General features: G+C 51.8%; 17 protein-coding genes and 15 tRNA genes. 2 read left to right on the forward strand and 30 right to left on the reverse strand.

From position 1 onward, the window contains the following. Window positions 1–31: 31 nt before the first annotated feature. From ACFPOF_RS09580 to zwf, 6 genes are all read right to left on the reverse strand, one after another. Window positions 32–1,582 (reverse strand): MDR family MFS transporter, encoded by a 1,551-nt coding sequence (locus ACFPOF_RS09580; RefSeq protein ID WP_378131948.1) that lies wholly within the window; start codon window positions 1,580–1,582, stop codon window positions 32–34. Window positions 1,583–1,632: 50 nt separating this feature from the next. Then, the gene (locus tag ACFPOF_RS09585) at window positions 1,633–2,301 is read right to left on the reverse strand and encodes a hypothetical protein (RefSeq protein WP_378131950.1); all 669 of its coding nucleotides are present in this window, start codon (window positions 2,299–2,301) and stop codon (window positions 1,633–1,635) included. After that, window positions 2,294–2,992: a bactofilin family protein gene (locus ACFPOF_RS09590; RefSeq protein WP_378131952.1), complete on the reverse strand. Its 699-nt coding sequence runs from the start codon at window positions 2,990–2,992 to the stop codon at window positions 2,294–2,296. The genes ACFPOF_RS09585 and ACFPOF_RS09590 overlap by 8 nt, the downstream gene beginning before the upstream one ends. Window positions 2,993–3,007: 15 nt before the next feature. Then, window positions 3,008–3,631 carry a YhbD family protein gene (locus tag ACFPOF_RS09595; RefSeq protein ID WP_378131954.1) on the reverse strand — a complete coding sequence of 208 codons (624 nt, stop codon included), beginning with the start codon at window positions 3,629–3,631 and terminating at the stop codon, window positions 3,008–3,010. A 117-nt stretch (window positions 3,632–3,748) separates the two neighbouring features. Continuing rightward, window positions 3,749–4,369 (reverse strand): cyclase family protein, encoded by a 621-nt coding sequence (locus tag ACFPOF_RS09600; protein WP_378131956.1) that lies wholly within the window; start codon window positions 4,367–4,369, stop codon window positions 3,749–3,751. A gap of 22 nt (window positions 4,370–4,391) precedes the next feature. Further along, window positions 4,392–5,924 carry a glucose-6-phosphate dehydrogenase gene (zwf, locus tag ACFPOF_RS09605; protein ID WP_378131957.1) on the reverse strand — a complete coding sequence of 511 codons (1,533 nt, stop codon included), beginning with the start codon at window positions 5,922–5,924 and terminating at the stop codon, window positions 4,392–4,394. Window positions 5,925–6,115: 191 nt separating this feature from the next. On the opposite strand from zwf, the gene ACFPOF_RS09610 reads away from it, so the two are divergent. Continuing rightward, window positions 6,116–6,445 (forward strand): hypothetical protein, encoded by a 330-nt coding sequence (locus ACFPOF_RS09610; RefSeq protein WP_378131959.1) that lies wholly within the window; start codon window positions 6,116–6,118, stop codon window positions 6,443–6,445. Between the two features lie 47 nt (window positions 6,446–6,492). On the opposite strand, the gene ACFPOF_RS09615 is transcribed toward ACFPOF_RS09610, so the two are convergent. The 7 genes from ACFPOF_RS09615 to ACFPOF_RS09645 form a co-directional block, all read right to left on the reverse strand. After that, on the reverse strand, window positions 6,493–7,146 hold the full coding sequence (locus tag ACFPOF_RS09615) for a response regulator (RefSeq protein ID WP_378131961.1): 654 nt from the start codon (window positions 7,144–7,146) through the stop codon (window positions 6,493–6,495). A gap of 5 nt (window positions 7,147–7,151) precedes the next feature. Next, a complete protein-coding gene (locus ACFPOF_RS09620; RefSeq protein ID WP_378131963.1) occupies window positions 7,152–8,195 on the reverse strand; it encodes a sensor histidine kinase in 1,044 nt (347 codons plus the stop codon). Window positions 8,196–8,216: 21 nt separating this feature from the next. Next, window positions 8,217–8,867: a cell wall-active antibiotics response protein LiaF gene (liaF, locus tag ACFPOF_RS09625; RefSeq protein ID WP_378131965.1), complete on the reverse strand. Its 651-nt coding sequence runs from the start codon at window positions 8,865–8,867 to the stop codon at window positions 8,217–8,219. Between the two features lie 225 nt (window positions 8,868–9,092). Further along, window positions 9,093–9,776, reverse strand: a complete 684-nt coding sequence (locus tag ACFPOF_RS09630; protein WP_378131967.1) for a PspA/IM30 family protein — start codon at window positions 9,774–9,776, stop codon at window positions 9,093–9,095. 4 nt (window positions 9,777–9,780) lie between these two features. Further along, a complete protein-coding gene (locus ACFPOF_RS09635; RefSeq protein WP_378131968.1) occupies window positions 9,781–10,293 on the reverse strand; it encodes a PspC domain-containing protein in 513 nt (170 codons plus the stop codon). Continuing rightward, window positions 10,290–10,961 (reverse strand): PspA/IM30 family protein, encoded by a 672-nt coding sequence (locus tag ACFPOF_RS09640; RefSeq protein ID WP_378131970.1) that lies wholly within the window; start codon window positions 10,959–10,961, stop codon window positions 10,290–10,292. Before ACFPOF_RS09640 ends, ACFPOF_RS09635 begins: the two co-directional genes overlap by 4 nt. Window positions 10,962–11,005: 44 nt before the next feature. Then, complete coding sequence (locus ACFPOF_RS09645) at window positions 11,006–11,308, reverse strand: LiaF transmembrane domain-containing protein (RefSeq protein WP_378131972.1); 303 nt, start codon at window positions 11,306–11,308, stop codon at window positions 11,006–11,008. A 239-nt stretch (window positions 11,309–11,547) separates the two neighbouring features. On the opposite strand from ACFPOF_RS09645, the gene ACFPOF_RS09650 reads away from it, so the two are divergent. Further along, on the forward strand, window positions 11,548–12,309 hold the full coding sequence (locus tag ACFPOF_RS09650) for a C40 family peptidase (RefSeq protein ID WP_378131974.1): 762 nt from the start codon (window positions 11,548–11,550) through the stop codon (window positions 12,307–12,309). A gap of 89 nt (window positions 12,310–12,398) precedes the next feature. On the opposite strand, the gene ACFPOF_RS09655 is transcribed toward ACFPOF_RS09650, so the two are convergent. The 17 genes from ACFPOF_RS09655 to ACFPOF_RS09735 form a co-directional block, all read right to left on the reverse strand. Next, window positions 12,399–14,027 carry a methyl-accepting chemotaxis protein gene (locus ACFPOF_RS09655; protein ID WP_378131976.1) on the reverse strand — a complete coding sequence of 543 codons (1,629 nt, stop codon included), beginning with the start codon at window positions 14,025–14,027 and terminating at the stop codon, window positions 12,399–12,401. 165 nt (window positions 14,028–14,192) lie between these two features. Continuing rightward, complete coding sequence (locus ACFPOF_RS09660; protein ID WP_378131978.1) at window positions 14,193–14,807, reverse strand: carbohydrate-binding family 9-like protein; 615 nt, start codon at window positions 14,805–14,807, stop codon at window positions 14,193–14,195. 78 nt (window positions 14,808–14,885) lie between these two features. Next, window positions 14,886–14,971, reverse strand: a tRNA-Leu gene (locus tag ACFPOF_RS09665). A 20-nt stretch (window positions 14,972–14,991) separates the two neighbouring features. Continuing rightward, window positions 14,992–15,068: transfer RNA gene (locus tag ACFPOF_RS09670), tRNA-Arg, on the reverse strand. A gap of 15 nt (window positions 15,069–15,083) precedes the next feature. Further along, a tRNA-Cys gene (locus ACFPOF_RS09675) sits at window positions 15,084–15,157 on the reverse strand. Window positions 15,158–15,173: 16 nt separating this feature from the next. After that, window positions 15,174–15,248, reverse strand: a tRNA-Gly gene (locus ACFPOF_RS09680). Window positions 15,249–15,255: 7 nt separating this feature from the next. After that, a tRNA-Gln gene (locus tag ACFPOF_RS09685) sits at window positions 15,256–15,330 on the reverse strand. 19 nt (window positions 15,331–15,349) lie between these two features. Then, a tRNA-His gene (locus ACFPOF_RS09690) sits at window positions 15,350–15,425 on the reverse strand. A 23-nt stretch (window positions 15,426–15,448) separates the two neighbouring features. Further along, window positions 15,449–15,522: transfer RNA gene (locus ACFPOF_RS09695), tRNA-Trp, on the reverse strand. Between the two features lie 15 nt (window positions 15,523–15,537). Continuing rightward, window positions 15,538–15,621, reverse strand: a tRNA-Tyr gene (locus tag ACFPOF_RS09700). Window positions 15,622–15,640: 19 nt separating this feature from the next. Continuing rightward, window positions 15,641–15,716: transfer RNA gene (locus ACFPOF_RS09705), tRNA-Thr, on the reverse strand. Between the two features lie 24 nt (window positions 15,717–15,740). Further along, window positions 15,741–15,816, reverse strand: a tRNA-Phe gene (locus ACFPOF_RS09710). A gap of 12 nt (window positions 15,817–15,828) precedes the next feature. Then, window positions 15,829–15,905 (reverse strand) — tRNA-Asp (locus tag ACFPOF_RS09715). Between the two features lie 36 nt (window positions 15,906–15,941). Further along, a tRNA-Met gene (locus tag ACFPOF_RS09720) sits at window positions 15,942–16,018 on the reverse strand. Window positions 16,019–16,118: 100 nt separating this feature from the next. Continuing rightward, window positions 16,119–16,193: transfer RNA gene (locus ACFPOF_RS09725), tRNA-Glu, on the reverse strand. 26 nt (window positions 16,194–16,219) lie between these two features. Further along, window positions 16,220–16,312 (reverse strand) — tRNA-Ser (locus tag ACFPOF_RS09730). A 3-nt stretch (window positions 16,313–16,315) separates the two neighbouring features. Beyond that, window positions 16,316–16,391: transfer RNA gene (locus ACFPOF_RS09735), tRNA-Asn, on the reverse strand. Window positions 16,392–16,546 lie beyond the last annotated feature (155 nt).

Here is a 16,546-nt window from a genome sequence, read left to right on the forward strand (position 1 = left end):
AATATGAACCCGATCCATACTCGGCACCATTTTAATGACCGGAAGCATATTCTTTGTTTTCCGCCGTCGGATCCAGTTTTGTCCGCCCCATAAAAAATGCCACGAGCAGAGCGAGCACTGCCGGAATGAGCGCCCATGCGAACGTATAAACGATCGAGGAGGACAACATTTTCGTAATCGGATCCAGAATTTCGGACGGAATGTGCTCGCGAAGCTCAGGCGCAAGCAACGAGTGCGGGTCTTTCATATTGAAGCCTTCGGGCAACTGCGGCATTTGCTTGCCTCCGCCTTCCCCTTTGGAGAAGTAATCCGTCATTTTGTTCAGGAACACATGGCTTTGGATAATCCCGAACGTTGTTATGCCGATCGTCATACCGAGCGACCGGATGAAGTTCAGCGTTGCGCTCGCCGTGCCGCGTTGACGGGCGCCGAGCCCGTGGATCGCCGCATTGCTGAGTACCGAGAACGAAGCGCCAATCCCTAGCCCGATCAGAATCATGTACAGCGTCACGATCAATCGCGTAGAATTCGAATTCAGCGTCGCAACGAGCGCCGTACCCAGCACCAGAATGGCAAGCGTAGGAATCATGATGTTACGGTACGGCAGCTTCGTCATCAAGAAACCGCCCAACGTCGCCGTTACGACGGAGCCGACCATCATCGGGAGCAACACAAGTCCGGAATTCGTAGCCGATCCGCCTAGCACGCCTTGGATGAAGATCGGAATGTAGACGGAGGCGACGATAAACGCTGCCCCGCTAAACAAAGAGACAAGGATGCTCGTCGCATACAATCTGTTCTTGAACAGCCCGTAGGAGATAATCGGTTCCGCCACTTTCGTCTCCGTAATGAGGAAAGCGACCGCAAGTACGGCGAATCCTACGAACAAACCTATGATTTCTCCGGAATCCCATGCGAATTTCTTGCCCCCAAGCTCGAGCGCGAACATGAGGCAGACGACCGCTCCGACAAGCGTAAACGCGCCGACCCAGTCAATCCGTTGCTTGGAGTGTTCGTGCGATTCTTTGTAAAAGAAAGCGATCATAATAAACGCCAGCACGCCGAGCGGCAAGTTAATGTAGAAAATCCATTCCCAAGCGATATGATCCGTAATGTACGCGCCAAGCAAAGGGCCGAAAATACTCGACAATCCGAACACGGCACCGAATAACCCCCCGAGCTTGCCCCGCTTCTCCATCGGAACAGCATCGAACATAATCGTGAACGCGATTGGCACGAGCGCACCGCCGCCGATGCCTTGAATCGCGCGATATAGCGCCAGTTCCGTAATCGAATGGGCAGTGCCGCACAGCGCGGAGCCTGCCATAAATACGAGAATACCGAAGATGAAAAACCTTTTGCGTCCGTACATATCCGACAGCTTACCGAAAATCGGCATACCTGCCATCTCGGCGACCATGTATGCCGAAGTAACCCATACAAATTGGTCCAGGCCGCCTAACTCCCCAACGATGTTCCCCATCGCGGTAGCCACAATTGTATTATCCATCGATGCCATCAATATGCCGAGTAACAGCCCGGCGATTACAATGCCAATGTTGCGATTGGCCCCATTTGTCATTTGCGCACGTCCTATTCTTAACGATTGTTATCGTTTGATTTGCTTGTAGCTTATCTTTTGATACTCTCTTTCACCACAGAGCTTTTGTGAACCGTCAGCGTATGTTTATATTCGACAAGTCCGATCTCGCAGCCTGGGCCGATCGTTACATCATGCCCGCGAACGACGGAAGCTTTCGTATGCTCGAGCACAAGCGTGTCACCTTCTATTTGCTCTACTCTCAGCTCCGCATGGCCCGGGCGAAACATATTCACGAGCTTGGAAGATCTGCTTCGTTGGATTTTTACAGAAGCTCCGCCCACTTCCTTTGCGGTACAAGGGCCGTACAAATTCACTTTCACGCTTTCCCCGCTGACGAGCCCGGCGACGGTAAAAGCACCGTCAAGATCCAGAGTACCGGATTCGCAGTCTCCCAGCGTCTGGATATTACCCGTGTATTTAATATGCTCGGACAGAATACTACCGCCGGTTTTCAGTTCCCCGCGACCGCGAACATTTCCCGCTTCCAGCTTCCCTGCGATTTCGCACTCTCCGGTCATTTTCAGTTCTTCGGCCTTTAAGGAGCCTTTCACTTCCAGTTCCCCGGTTATGCCCATCTTTATGCAATCGACATCGCCTTCCATAACGCTTTCTCCGATGAGCTTAATATTTCGGAACAAACCGCCCGCAGACGTCGTTTCTCCGATCATTTTCAAATCCCGTCTCGTTTGCTCACTCACCCGACTTCGCCTCCTTTCCAATTTTCGCTTGCGGATGTTTCTTTAACTCGGTCCGATATTCGACTAGCCCGACTCGGCAGCCTTTACCGATATATACCCGGTTTCCTCTGACGACTTCCGCTTCCGTATACTCGATATCAACGTTGTCGCCTTCGATCGAACCGACGTGAAGTTCAGGAATGAATTTCGGAACCGCCCATGTCCACAGCTTGCTCCATGCGCTCCGTTTGATTTTGCGAACGGTAATCGACTCCACGCCGATGTCTGTCGCCTTGCCTCTACCCTGCAGCAGAACGTTCATATTGCCCGCGTTAACGAAACCTTTGAAGTCGAACGCTCCCGTCGCTTCGAGCGATTCGAATTCGCATTCTCCGGTGACGTTCAACACGCCATTAATCGCAAACTGCTCTGCTTTTATCGAGCCTTTCACCGTCACGTATCCGTCGATCACCGAGTTTTTTGCGATTATGTCTCCGTCAACTCGAACCATTCCGTCGAAATCCAGCTGGTTTGCCATAAGACTTCCGCGAATTTTTGTCATGCCGTTGGCATCGATGAACTCCGCGCTTACGTTGCCTTCCACGGTGCCGACACCGTCAATTTTTACCTCTCCGTAGTTTCCGCCGCTCGCCGTGCTAACCCCGTTAATGACGAGATTCGGTTTTCCGCCTTTCATTGTCAGCGTCTCCAAGAGTCGTTCTCCCCTTTATGCTAATTTTCCTTTTAACTGCTCGACGCACTCCGCCATCGACAAGCGGGCGATCAATTTAACACCGGTCTCGAAGTAAATGTCTGCAGTTGACGACGAAAGAACAAAGGACGATACGCCCATTTTGCGAATGAAGATCAGATCGCAAGGCTTTCCTTCGAATTTCGGAAAAAACTGTTTGAGCGTTTGCAGCAGTCGTTCGCCTTCCTCCAAACTCATCTCGCCCGCTTGCAGCAGCTTATCGACCACAAACAAGTAAAGCAGCTTTTCAAACGAGTACACGACCGAATCTGCGTCATCTGCCGCGAATGTTTCAACAACAACTCTCGAAACAATGTTACGTTTCGCAAAATCCATTTTGCGCAATTCATATTGCGGCAGCACCGGCGAAAGCTGATCCGCCAGCTCGTCAAGCGATAAATCGTCTTTGCCGTTCATAATTTTATCGATACGCGGCAGGATAAGATCCCTCGGGAAAAACGTTTCCTGCCCCGTAAAAGTCGACTTTCGAATAAACCATTCCTCGGGAATGAGCTGTTTTCTTTTCCATCGGTACAATTGACCGTACGATATTCCCTTCTCATCCAGCAGTTCCTTCTTGGATATTAAATTCGGCTCCATAACGATCCCTCCGAAAGTTAATGTAACATAACACTGTTACGTTGTAAAGGTGGTCATGCAAAAAAAGCCCCGACCATTCGCTGTGAGAGCGAGGTCGGGGCTTCGTGTCGATCTGAATTAGTCCATCAAGAAGGCGCGAGCCGGAGATGCGTCGATGCCGGTAAGCTTGAGAGGCGCGATAACAAGCGTGTAATTGCCCGCTTTCACGTCTTTGAGGCGTACGCCTTCGACGATAATGACGTCGGCGCGCATGAGCGTCCGGTGCGTCGGATACTCTGCTTGGGCGCGCTCGATGCCAAGCGCATCTGTCGCAACGAGGCCGATGCCGATGTCAGCCAAATATTTCGCGCCGTCTTCCCGCAGGAACGGGAACTCCATCAGGAACTCCTCGCTGAGGGAACTGGCCGTTTTGAACAGTAGTCTCTCGCCAGGCTGGATCGCAAACGGAACGAGATCATCCTTCGTAATGCTGCCGACGACATGCGTCAAATCAAGTACCCGAGCAGGACCGACCAGACGTTCCAAGCTGATTGTCTCAATCGTAGCGCCGTCCGCAAGCATGTGCAGCGGAGCGTCTACATGCGTGCCCGTGTGCGTGTTGATCGTCAGCAAACTTTCATGCGGCTTACCTTGATCGTGATTTTGCACATTTGTAATTTTCGGTTTCTTGGCTTCGTAATTTTTCCATACTTGCATCGACTCTTCTATCGTCATCGAGATATCGTAAATGTTAGGCATGATTAAAGCTCCTCTTCACGCATTATTTAGATGCAGTGACCCAAATGACGTTATCTTCTTCCTGGCCGTTCACCGGCCACCAGAAGTAGCCTTCGCGCGCAAGCAATCGATCTGCCTTCTCCGGTCCCCACGAACCCGCAGGGTAAAACTGCAGGCCTTCCGGCTCTTGCCTCCAGGCGGCAGCGATCGGATCGATCAGCTTCCAGGCGACGGCGAGTTCGTCCCAACGCGTAAAGTACGTATGATCGCCTCTCACCGCATCGAAAATCAATCTTTCGTATGCTTCCGGCGTATTTAAGCCGACTTGGCAGCTTTGGCAAAATTCCATTGCGACCGGTTGAACCGTCATATCGTTGCCCGGTTTCTTCGCATTAAACTTGATATAGATGCCTTCCATCGGGTTGACGCGGATAACAAGCAAGTTCGGCTGAAGATCTTGTTTCTTGGCGAACAACACGTTGTTCGGCACGTTCTTGAACTCGATCACGATCTCCGTCGACTTTACCGGCAGTCGCTTGCCCGTGCGAACGTAGAACGGCACTCCCGCCCAGCGGAAGTTATCGACGAACAAGCGAGCGGCGAAGAACGTCTCCGTGCCCGAAGCCGGATCGACGGAATCTTCCTGGCGGTAACCTTTCAACGCTTTGCCCTTCGCAGAACCTTCGGCATATTGACCTCTGACGATATTTTCGGCAATCTCGCCAGCGGTTTCCATGACGCGAACGGAACGCAATACTTTGACCTTCTCGTCGCGGATATCTTCCGGGTCGAGCCGGCTAGGCGGCTCCATCGCGATCATCGTCAGCATCTGCAGCATATGGTTCTGAACCATGTCGCGCAACGCGCCTGATTTGTTGTAATAGGCGCCGCGCTCTTCGACGCCAACCGTCTCGGCCAGCGTTATCTGCACGTTCGCGATATGGTTGTTGTTCCAGAGCGGTTCGAAGAAGGCGTTCGACAAACGGATCACTTCGATATTCTGAACCATTTCCTTGCCCAAATAATGATCGATGCGGAACACTTCGTCTTCTCGGAACACTTGACGAATTTCCTCGTTCAGACGCTCGGCGGACGGGTAATCGTAACCGAAAGGCTTCTCGATGACGAGACGGTGCCAGCCCGTGCTCTCCAGCATGCCGCCTTCACGCAAGTTACGCGAGACGCTGCCGAACAGTTCCGGTGCGAGCGCCAAATAAAACAGCCGATTGCCCGGAATGTCGTACGCCGCTTCGAGCCGCTCCGTATGGGTTTTCAGTTGCCTGAACGCTTCAACGTTGCCGGTGTCCAGAGATTGGTATGTAAAATGTCCGACGAACGCGTCCCAGCCTTCCGCTTCCTTCGGCTTGTAACGGCAGAACTCTTCGATGGACGCCTTGACGTCGTCCCGAAATTGCTCGTCTGTACGCGGCCGACGCGCAAGTCCGACAATCGCGAAACGTTCTCCGAGTTTCCCCTCGACATATAGGCTGTATAACGCGGGGAAAAGCTTACGACGAGCGAGATCGCCCGTGGCCCCGAATATAAAGTAAATTGCTTCGTGTTTATTGTCCGCCATGTTCCTCATCTTTCTTGTATACGAAATTGGAAATTCCGACTGCTGAAAATTGTCATTTCTTTTGAACTGTAGTTTAGCATAATTGCCAGGTCAACGCCATAACAGCCTGGAACGCTTAGGCTGCAGCCCGTACGCGATTGTCTCGGCGTGAATAAAATGGTCGCATACCTAACAACAAGGAGGAGAAATAAATGGAGTCCATAGGCAATGTCAACGAACTTTCGCTGCAGCCGCTATTTGGCCAACCGGTTTGTGTCGTGCTTGAAGACGATACGCGCCACACCGGCATCCTGACTTCATGCGGGCCGTCCTCCCTCGTTCTTAACGGCGAGAGAACGTCACGTCCGGTCGCTCGCAATCGTAAAACGAAGATCAAAGCCCAGGAGGTGACGGAACCTTACGAAGAAATCCCCCAGCCGAATTCATACTGGGGGACGATGAGTCTAGGTCCTGTGATGCCGGTTAGCTTCGAGAAAGCGGTCATTCCGCTTGCACCAATCAAGACGGTTATTCCGCTGTAACGCCTACTGTCTGCATTCGGCAGCCGCGCGCCGCTATGAACCGCCCCTTATTCCGCCAATCCGTTGCGGTGCGCGTAGATGGCTGCTTGCGTTCGATCTTCGACGCCCAGTTTGCCGAACAAGTTCGTCAGATGGTACTTGACCGTCTTAATCCCGATGTACAGATCGTCGGCGATTTCCTGATTCGACTTGCCGAGAGCAATCAGCTTCAGCACTTCCATCTCCCGGTCCGTTAGTTCCTCGTGCGGCTGCGCAGCCGATTGAGGAGGGCGACGGAAACGGTTCATCATCTTGGAGGCGACTTGCGACTCCAGCACCGACTGACCGCGAGCCGCAGCCCGGATTGCATCGGCGATCTCGGACGCTCTCGATGTCTTAAGCAAATAGCTGAATGCTCCCGCTTCGATGACTGGATACATTTTCTCGTCATCCAAAAAACTCGTCAGCACGATGACGCGAATGTGCGGCATCTCTTCCATAATTCTCCGCGTCGTCTCGATCCCGTCCATGCCTTCCATGACGAGATCCATCAGCACGACATCGGGAGAATACTCTCTCGCGAGACGTAAGCCGTCATTGCCGTTCCCCGCTTCTCCAACGACCTCGATACCTTCCTCCGTGCCGAGAACGGCAGCCAACCCGATCCGTACCATCTCGTGATCGTCCACGAGCAACACCTTGACCAAACTTTGCTCCGCCATCCGCGTTAACCGCCTTCCGCCATAAGTGGCACTCTGATCTCTATTCTCGTTCCTTTACCTGGAGCGCTAGCGACGTTCAGCGAACCGCCCAGCTCGTTAACCCGCTCTTCCATATTCGTCATCCCGTACGAAGCTTGTTTCTTCACTTGTGGATCAAACCCGATGCCGTTATCTCGGATACCCAGCCTCACTGCGTCGCCGCGTCGATGAAGAACGATATCCATTTTCGTCGCTTTGGCGTGACGCAGTGTATTGGATAACGCTTCTTGAACGATGCGGAACAGATGGTTCTCCACGCCTTTGTTTAATTGAAGATCCTCTTCCAGGTCGATCGCGATATCGACGGGGACTTTCGCTTTCATCTCTTCAACCAGCTCCGGAATCGCCTGCGCCAGCCTTTTTCCTTCCAAATGGACGGGGCGTAAATGCAGCAGCAGCGCTCTCATCTCCGATTGCGCGGCGGAAGCCATCTCTTCGATCAAGGCAACTTGCCGACGCGCTCTCTCGAAATCGTGGTCCATCGTGCGGCCGACTGCCGTCGCCGTCATGGAAATCGCGAACAGCTGCTGACTAACCGCATCATGCAGCTCTCTGGCGAGCCGTTGACGTTCCTCAACAACCGCCGTCATACGAGCCTGGCTGGCCAACTCCGCATTGTTCGTAGACAGCCGCTGCAGGGACGATACTTGCTCTTCCCACTTGCGCCCGAGCTTGCCAAGCTGCTCTCCAAGCCTGCCGATCTCGTCGTCGCCGAGATCAGGCAACGATACGCTCGAATTCCCTTTTTCCAAGCCAACCATCGAATCCCTCAGCAACTCGAGCCGATGCCGGATCGGATAGCTGCGCCATAAGCCGAACGCCGCTCCGATCACCGTCAAAGCGCCTACGGTCGACAACGTATATGTAATCACTTCCCTGACAGACAAAACTGAAACTTCTATACCATAACGAATGAGCAAAAACACGACGATGGCGCCGACTCCGAGGGAGTACAGCACGGATTCGCCCATGTGGCGCCATACCATGTTGGTCACTTTGCGGGATTCCATGCGTCATCTCCTCGGACTCGGTTATACCGTTTTTATTTTGATATCTCCTACGAGATAAAACAATTGTAGTTTCAGGCGGGTTTCGCATTGTTCGAAATTGGGCGATTTCCACGACAAGCGGTGGAACAAGCCGCCTTCTTTCGTTTGTCTGAACGACACTTGCCCGATCAGCGCGGACGCGTCCACCTCGATGCCGTAATCATCCGGCACGATGAGTTCCAGATCTCCGACAAGCCCTTGCAGAACAATCGTCGTCTCCTTCTCTTCGGGAACGGCTTGTGACATATCCATACGGATTTCACCGACCGCGTGCCAGAAGCTCAGCGATTGAAGCACCCACGACGGCTCGTCTAGCCTCATGTTCAGAAACAGCTTATGCTTGCCGACATGGGGACCAAAAGCTTGGGGTCGCGCCTTGAAGTAATAAATGGCGAGCGATGACAGCACAAGTATGGCAAACAACGCAAATTGGCTAACGACAAGAACTAACGAAGAGATGGCTACTACGATAACCGACACTCTGGAACGGTCGATCCGGTAACGCAGCACACCAAGGAATATGAGCAGTGCAGCGTTAACCGATGCGAAACCAGCAAATGCGCCGAGGGCGAGGTAAAGTCCGGCCGCTATTAGTACAATCGCATTGTTCGGTTTTTTCATATCGATTCGCACTTTCCCCGCACCTCCCCTTATGGTCTCCGTAGACCGCTATTTGACATAATAGCATATCTTGCGACAACGATGTACGTTATTGTCTTTATTCTAGTCGCAAACCTGTTGTAGCATAATGGACTCGCGTATGTTTTTGTACCTAGACTGTGGTCGAGGATGTCTATTCGCCTTGTCCCACTCGGCAAAAAGGCGATATCCCGCAGGATACCGCCTTTGCAAACCTTATTATTCCTTGTCCAAGTTCGGTCCCATCCGGACTTTTAACGCTTCGAGTTCCTGATCGACACGGTAAGCTTTATCCGGATCGAGTCGGGAAGGTGCTCCGCCGAAAGGCGTTCCCGGAATGCGGGCGACGTCCGCTTCCGCTTCCAGTTGCAAAATTTTCTCTTCCATCCGGTGGAAACCGCGGGAAGCCGATCCGCTCTCGATCGTATGGAGCGAGCTAATCTGCGACAGTTGTTTGCGGGCTTTCGCCATTTGGGCGCGCGCAGCCAACTCGTTGCGCTTGTTGCGCAGCTTGTAGAATTCTTCCTTCATCTCATGCAATTGCGTCGTCAATTCGCTCACTTGAGCGCTTGCTTGAGCGTGAAGCGGCGTCAAATCCGCCGTTTGCTGATCGATCTGCAATTTCTCCTCCAGCAGCTTGCGGGCAAGCGGCTCGTTGCCGTTTCGAAGCGCATGCTCGGCTTGGGCTTCACGTTCAGTGCCGAGTCGGACAAGCTCCTCGAGACGCTGCTTCATGCGACGCTCAGCAGCCATTTGTTTCGCTACGGTTACTTCTGCGTCGTGAATTTCCTTTTCCATGTCGCGAAGGTATTGATTAAGCATAACGATCGGGTCTTCGAGTTTGTCGAGCAAATCATGTACGGACGCCTTTGTCAGATCTTTCATTCGTTGGAATACTCCCATGGGATTATTCTCCTTTCGATTCCTTCTCAAATTTTGTTATTCTGGCTTTCAGTTCTTCAATTTCCCGTTGCAGCGACTTCTTCTCTATATCTTCCATCATGGCATCCAGCCCTTGCGCAGCCTGCCCCTGCAGTGGCGAGGAAGCACGCGGCGCGCTCTGGGGCGCCATGCTGTAACCGCTTGATCCGCCTTGAGGTGGGCTTGCGTATCCCGCGCCGGTTCCCGGATTCCATTGGTTGTTGCTTGGACCGCCATAGCCGTACGTTGGCTGTTCGTGCCCTTTCCATCCCGGATCGAACGCTCCCGGATTCGCGCCGTAGCCGCCACCGTAATGCGGGTCTCTTGGAATGACGAAGCCCGCAATGATGTACACTAAGATCACCGAGCCTGCGGAGAATACAGCTACAATGATGAGCAATATCCGCAGCAGCGTCGCGTCGACGGCCAAATACTCGGCCAAACCTCCGCATATACCGAACAGCTTACGATCTCGCGACGAACGATACAGTTTTCTCATGATGATCCTCCTTGTTGCAGCTTTCTCTTCAATTGCTCCAGCTCTCTGTCTATCGTATGCTTAACCGTCTCTCCCGCGTAAATGAGCGCTTCCTGTCCCATTCTACGCAAGTCCCGGAGACTACGGGCTTCAAGCTCGATATCCGTCAACTTATCGTCGATTTTGCGGAACAAGTTGCCCGTATCGGCCTGTCCGTTCCCATATCGGGCGTTTAGACGCTGCTGAAGCCGAAGGGATTCCATCTTGGCCACGTAAAATTGACGCTTGTCATACACGGCCCTGTATTCGTTTCTGAGCGTTTGCAACAACTGCTCGAGATCGACCAGTTCCGCATTGCTTTGCTCGTACAGCGTCCGGTAACGTTCGGCCCGTTCCTCGTGAACCACTTTCTCCTGCAACGCCATCCGAGCGACGTCTTCTTCGCCGGCTTTCAAAGCGGTGAGCGCCTGCTGTTCCCGCTTGTTCGTCCATTGCTCGGCTTCTTTCCATTGCCGAAGCAAATTGTTCGTATGCGCCGCATATTGGCGATGCAACGCTTCGCTTTGAGTAATGTCCTGGTGCGTCGACCATAGAAATTGATCGATGACGCGAACGGGATCTTCCGCTTTCTCCAGCCTGTCGTTTAACGTAGCTGCCGTCATGTCCCGCACCCTTTTCAACACGCTCATGCTCTTCCCTCCTCGTTACGGATATGCCTCTATTAGAAATTCGATTACATTCTCGACGTCCGGTTGTTGCGGTTGATCATCGATACGCCGAACACGATCAATGCGATCGCTGCGATCCAGACGAACAGGAAGCTCAGTTTGCCGAGCAAGATGATACCGCCGATAACCGCCAGCACGCCGCCGAGCAATCGGTTGCCATTATTCCAGGCGACAAGACCCAGCAGTACAACGAGGATCGGAACGATCAGACTGAACAGTCCGCCAAGTCCGAAACTACCCAGTTTACCAAGAATCATCAATCCTCCGAATACGATCAAGCCGATCGCAATTCCGTTTCCGCTTCGCATGTTTGTTTCACCTCGTTTCTGTCATTCGTTTATCTCATGGCTTTATTCTAAGCTTTTCGACACCTTCGCATAATGGACTCGCGCACGTTTTTGTACCTAGACTGTGGTCGAGGGCGACGACGGTCTCGCGTCCTTCCCCCCGTCCGACTTGAGGTTCCTGGCATTGGCAACAATTGAGGGTTCATCCGTTCTCCTTCCTATGTTAACGTTAAGGCATACTTTCTTGGAGGTGCTGATACATGAAAAAACACGTAGCTGGGTTGTGTGCGGCATTAGTGATCGCAGGAGGATTCGGTTCCGTGCATACGGTATCGGCTGCATCCGCCGCCGGAACAGTGCCAACCACCACGAAGAAAACGACGCAAACCGTCGGTACAACTAAAAAAGAATCGTATGCTCCGTCGCAATCGGTGTCGGACACAAACGAATCGGTCAGTGGAACGGTTCAGAATACGAATAATGATAAGTCGACGAATACGACTAATGATGCAGGAAACGGCACGACGGGAGAAGCTACAAATGGGACCAATGCTGGCGGCGATTCGACGTCGCAACCGTCCAGTCAGATCGACAAAGTCATCGATGACGGTATGAAGTACGTCGGTACACCATATGTATTCGGATCCGACAGAAACGACCCTTCGTCGTTCGATTGTTCGGACTTCACTCGTTGGATATTCAAGGAGACGCTCGGAGTTGTTCTTCCTGCCGATTCCAGGCAGCAAGGCGCATATGTCAAGGATCTTGGAAATGAAGTTACGGATATCAAGGACCTAAAGCGCGGGGATCTTGTCTTCTTTATGAGTTACAAAGGGTCTAAAGAGTCAAACTACAATAACGTGGACAAATCAGTTGCTCGAATCACGCACGTGGCAATCTACTTGGGTGACGGCAAGCTGCTTCACACCTACTCTAACGAGAGCGGCGGCGTTCACGTTGGCGATTTCTCCGGCCAATGGCAGTATCGTTTCTTGTTCGGCGGCAGCGTTTTGAAAAAATAACGACAATAACACACAAGCGTCAAAAGGCCGCTCCCGCAAGTTCGCATTCGATGCGTTCTCGCGGGAGCGGCCTTTTTTCATTGCACAATTTATATTCGGAATACGACAACAAGTCTGCTCAGTTCGTCTGCAAGCTTCGCCAACGATTGTGAAGTCGCCGCTGCTTCTTCCGAAGCTGCTGCCATCTCTTGGCTCGTTGCCGCAATGCTTTCGACCGAGAACATGACGTCCGTCGTCTGGGCTGCCTGCTCTTCGCTTGCGGCAGCAATTTCGATTACTTTATGGGAAGACTGGTTCACCATCTGGACGATACGCTCGAACGATCGACCCGTATCGCTCGTCTGTTTCACGCTGTCCCCGACAGCAATGACGCTCGACTCAGCACTTTTCTGCATGCCTTGCACGATGGAAGCGATCTGTTTTGTCGCATCCATACTTCTCTCGGCCAGCTTGCGCACTTCATCTGCGACGACCGCGAATCCCCTGCCTTGATCGCCTGCTCTTGCCGCTTCGATAGCTGCATTTAACGCGAGCAGATTCGTCTGCTGAGCAATCTCGTCGATTACTTCGATAATATCTCCTATACGGCTCGAATCCTTCTCCAAGTGCGACATACTGACGTTCAGATCGTTCATACCGGTCATCGTCATCTGCAGCGCTTCAGCGCCTTCCTTCGCGATAACCGTCGTCTGTTCAGCCAGCTCCGCCGCCCCTTCCGCGCTTTTTGCAACGGAATTCGTCGCATCCGACAATTCCTTAAATAAAGCCGCAATCGTCTGCGATTGTTCTGCCTGGTTGGCACTGCTGCCAGAAATGCCTTGTGTGCCGGCTAGTATTTGTTTCGAAGCGGCAGCCAAACTAAGGGATGCCTCGGTTATTTTCCGAATCATCTGACGCAAGCTTTCCACCATCGCGTTGACGGAGGAGCCAAGCTGCCCGATCTCATCTCTTGAAACGACGTCGATCGGCTTTACTTGCAAGTTGCCGCCGACAATCTGCTCCGTTACCGCTGCAACTTTCTTGATTCCGTTGACGACAAACCGCAATACAAGCCAACCAATGAAGACAACGGCAACGCTAGACAAGACAACGATTGTAATTAAGATCCATGTCGTTCTTGCGTTGTCCGAATTAATGTTCCCAATGTACACTGAAGCGTTTGCAGAAAGCATTTCTTCAAGTTCATTTAACGCCTCCCGTGCAGAGGAGAACTTTGAATCATCCGTATCGTCAGTTGCTTCAAGATTAGCCCTCGAAGTCGAGGCCATCTTCGCTTCGATCAGCGCTCTGGAAGAAGCACTCCACGAAGCGAAATCCGCGTTAAACGATTCGAACGCTTCGAAGAAAGCACGATTCGATTGCTCGTGGCGAATGTCTTCATATTCGGATTTACTCTTCTCAAACATGGCTTGCGCTTCGCCTACGCGATCCGTCACTTGCTGGATGTTCTCCAGGTAGGATTTGTAGTCGTCTTGTGAAACATCGCTGCCTGACTTGGCAGACAAAATCGACCGTTCGTCCACAAGCGCCTGATACATATCCCTGTCCGCATTCAGCATCAGTTCAGCGCCTCTATACGTATCGGTATAAAGCTTTCTAATCAACCCGTCCGCTACATTGTTTAAGCTGAAAATGCCGATTGCATTTGTTACGAGTAATACGGTTATCGCCAAAGCTAAAATCGCGAACATTTTTTTCGTAAGACGCATGTTCTTCATCTGCTGTACCCGTCCTCCTATATTCTTCGCTTCTTTACAGCTAGTGTAAGAGCTAAGTATATAGAATCGTCTCGGGTAACTATTAGTTTTTCGTTAGCTTTATTCACAGGATTAAGCAGAAAAACGACGTCTCGTCCTGGATGCAACGATAACCAGTCTGTCCCATCACTTCACAAACGATAACTTGCCGAAACGGTCCGCGATATGATAATTGACAGCCCCCGTGGGCGACCATGCTTGATATTCGCGAACCCCGTCCCGATCCTCGTCGATTCTGAAAAAATTGATTCTCCATTCCGTCCCTTCCTTCGCAGCCTGAGGAAAGTTCGAGAATGGAATCTTAAACGTATATATACGCTTGTCCCCTTCCGTCACGATCTCTTGAGAAAATCCTTCCACTTCCCAATCAGAATCCACAGTGAAGCTTAGCGGGTCCATTTCGTCTTCGTGGTCGATCATCAGATCGCATAACACACCGCTCGGGCTCACGACAAGTTCGATATATTTCTTGCAATCGCCTACAGCGTCGATGAACATTTCCACGACGTCCTGCTCGTACAGCGGATCTTTACGATTCGTGTAGTTACTAATCCAGTATGTATCTTTGCATTCAAATCTGACGTAAAGGGCCTTATCGTCCCAGCAAGCCCGAACCGTCGTTGGTTCTTTGACTTCGGCACCTGTAACGACTTCGACGAGGCTTACAGATTCGATCTCGCGCCACATCTCTGTGTGATATTGTACGTGGAGACATTGATATTCCTTAACATTAATCGACATGAGAACAACCTCCGAATGTACAAAAAAACTTATTCCTTCGGATTGTTCAATCCTTAGAATAAGCTTCGCTTGTTGTGTTGGTGCCGGTGAAGGGACTTGAACCCCCACTCCCTCTCGAGAAACGGATTTTGAGTCCGTCGCGTCTGCCATTCCGCCACACCGGCATATTCAAATGAAGTAAATCTGGCGCGCCCTAAGAGATTCGAACTCCTGACCTTTTGATTCGTAGTCAAACGCTCTATCCAGCTGAGCTAAGGGCGCATGTTTTAAGCGTATTGGAGGCGCCACCCAGACTCGAACTGGGGGTAGAGCTTTTGCAGAGCTCTGCCTTACCACTTGGCTATGGCGCCAAAGGCTTAAAAATTTTGGAGCGGAAAACGGGATTCGAACCCGCGACCTTCTCGTTGGCAACGAGATGCTCTACCACTGAGCTATTTCCGCATATAAATGGCTGGGGATCTAGGATTCGAACCTAGGAGTGACGGAGTCAAAGTCCGTTGCCTTACCGCTTGGCTAATCCCCAACATCGTACTTGGTGAAAATGGGGCGGACGAGGGGAATTGAACCCCCGAATGTCGGATCCACAAACCGATGCGTTAACCACTTCGCCACGACCGCCGCGATATAATGCCTTATTTAATTGGCAGGGGCAGCAGGAATTGAACCCACACTAACGGTTTTGGAGACCGCTGTTCTACCCTTAAACTATGCCCCTACGAAGAGTAGAAAATGGTGGAGGATGATGGATTCGAACCACCGAACCGTGAGGAAGAGATTTACAGTCTCCCGCGTTTGGCCACTTCGCTAATCCTCCATAGTAAGGAGTAAAGAAATGGTGCCGACTAGAGGACTTGAACCCCCAACCTACTGATTACAAGTCAGTTGCTCTACCAATTGAGCTAAGTCGGCGTATTATGGAATTTAGTAACTGGATGGTGGCTCGAGACGGAATCGAACCGCCGACACGAGGATTTTCAGTCCTCTGCTCTACCAGCTGAGCTATCGAGCCTTAAGGAAAAGATGGCGGAGCCGACGGGATTCGAACCCGCGGTCTCCTGCGTGACAGGCAGGCATGTTAGGCCACTACACCACGGCTCCGCGTTGTGCATACTCGGTAATGAGCCGAGAGTTAATTGGTTGCGGGGGCAGGATTTGAACCTGCGGCCTTCGGGTTATGAGCCCGACGAGCTACCGGGCTGCTCCACCCCGCGTCGTTAATCATTTCGTCAATTTCTTGAGCGACTTTATTATCATACCTCATATCGCTTATGTAATGCAACCCTCAATTTTTGGTAATTTTTACGGCGATTCTGGTGACCCCTAGGGGATTCGAACCCCTGTTACCTCCGTGAAAGGGAGGTGTCTTAACCGCTTGACCAAGGGGCCAACTTGCCGCTGTTTACGAAAAATGATGGCGGAGAGAGAGGGATTCGAACCCTCGAGACGCTTTAGGCGCCTACACGATTTCCAATCGTGCTCCTTCGACCAAACTCGGACACCTCTCCATATGGCTCCCCGAACAGGACTCGAACCTGTGACAACTCGATTAACAGTCGAGTGCTCTACCAACTGAGCTATCAGGGAACGTAAACAAAGCGATCATTCAAAGCTTGCGCCTTGAAAACTGGAAGCGAAACATAGCGTTTTATGAAGAAGTATCCGGCGTTTACTTGTGTGAAACTGTTGTAGGATAAGCCCTCGACCGATTAGTACTCGTCAGCTCCACACATTGCTGCGCT

The organism is Cohnella soli (assembly GCF_042655525.1).
Taxonomy (GTDB): domain Bacteria; phylum Bacillota; class Bacilli; order Paenibacillales; family Paenibacillaceae; genus Cohnella; species Cohnella soli.

Bases quoted from the DNA above. Each gene is read 5' to 3' on its own strand.
- ACFPOF_RS09580 (WP_378131948.1), bottom strand. From the start codon at position 1,582: ATGACAAATGGGGCCAATCGCAACATTGGCATTGTAATCGCCGGGCTG.
- ACFPOF_RS09595 (WP_378131954.1), bottom strand. From the start codon at position 3,631: ATGGAGCCGAATTTAATATCCAAGAAGGAACTGCTGGATGAGAAGGGA.
- ACFPOF_RS09600 (WP_378131956.1), bottom strand. From the start codon at position 4,369: ATGCCTAACATTTACGATATCTCGATGACGATAGAAGAGTCGATGCAA.
- zwf (WP_378131957.1), bottom strand. From the start codon at position 5,924: ATGGCGGACAATAAACACGAAGCAATTTACTTTATATTCGGGGCCACG.
- ACFPOF_RS09610 (WP_378131959.1), top strand. From the start codon at position 6,116: ATGGAGTCCATAGGCAATGTCAACGAACTTTCGCTGCAGCCGCTATTT.
- ACFPOF_RS09615 (WP_378131961.1), bottom strand. From the start codon at position 7,146: ATGGCGGAGCAAAGTTTGGTCAAGGTGTTGCTCGTGGACGATCACGAG.
- ACFPOF_RS09620 (WP_378131963.1), bottom strand. From the start codon at position 8,195: ATGGAATCCCGCAAAGTGACCAACATGGTATGGCGCCACATGGGCGAA.
- ACFPOF_RS09630 (WP_378131967.1), bottom strand. From the start codon at position 9,776: ATGGGAGTATTCCAACGAATGAAAGATCTGACAAAGGCGTCCGTACAT.
- ACFPOF_RS09635 (WP_378131968.1), bottom strand. From the start codon at position 10,293: ATGAGAAAACTGTATCGTTCGTCGCGAGATCGTAAGCTGTTCGGTATA.
- ACFPOF_RS09640 (WP_378131970.1), bottom strand. From the start codon at position 10,961: ATGAGCGTGTTGAAAAGGGTGCGGGACATGACGGCAGCTACGTTAAAC.
- ACFPOF_RS09645 (WP_378131972.1), bottom strand. From the start codon at position 11,308: ATGCGAAGCGGAAACGGAATTGCGATCGGCTTGATCGTATTCGGAGGA.
- ACFPOF_RS09650 (WP_378131974.1), top strand. From the start codon at position 11,548: ATGAAAAAACACGTAGCTGGGTTGTGTGCGGCATTAGTGATCGCAGGA.
- ACFPOF_RS09655 (WP_378131976.1), bottom strand. From the start codon at position 14,027: ATGAAGAACATGCGTCTTACGAAAAAAATGTTCGCGATTTTAGCTTTG.
- ACFPOF_RS09660 (WP_378131978.1), bottom strand. From the start codon at position 14,807: ATGTCGATTAATGTTAAGGAATATCAATGTCTCCACGTACAATATCAC.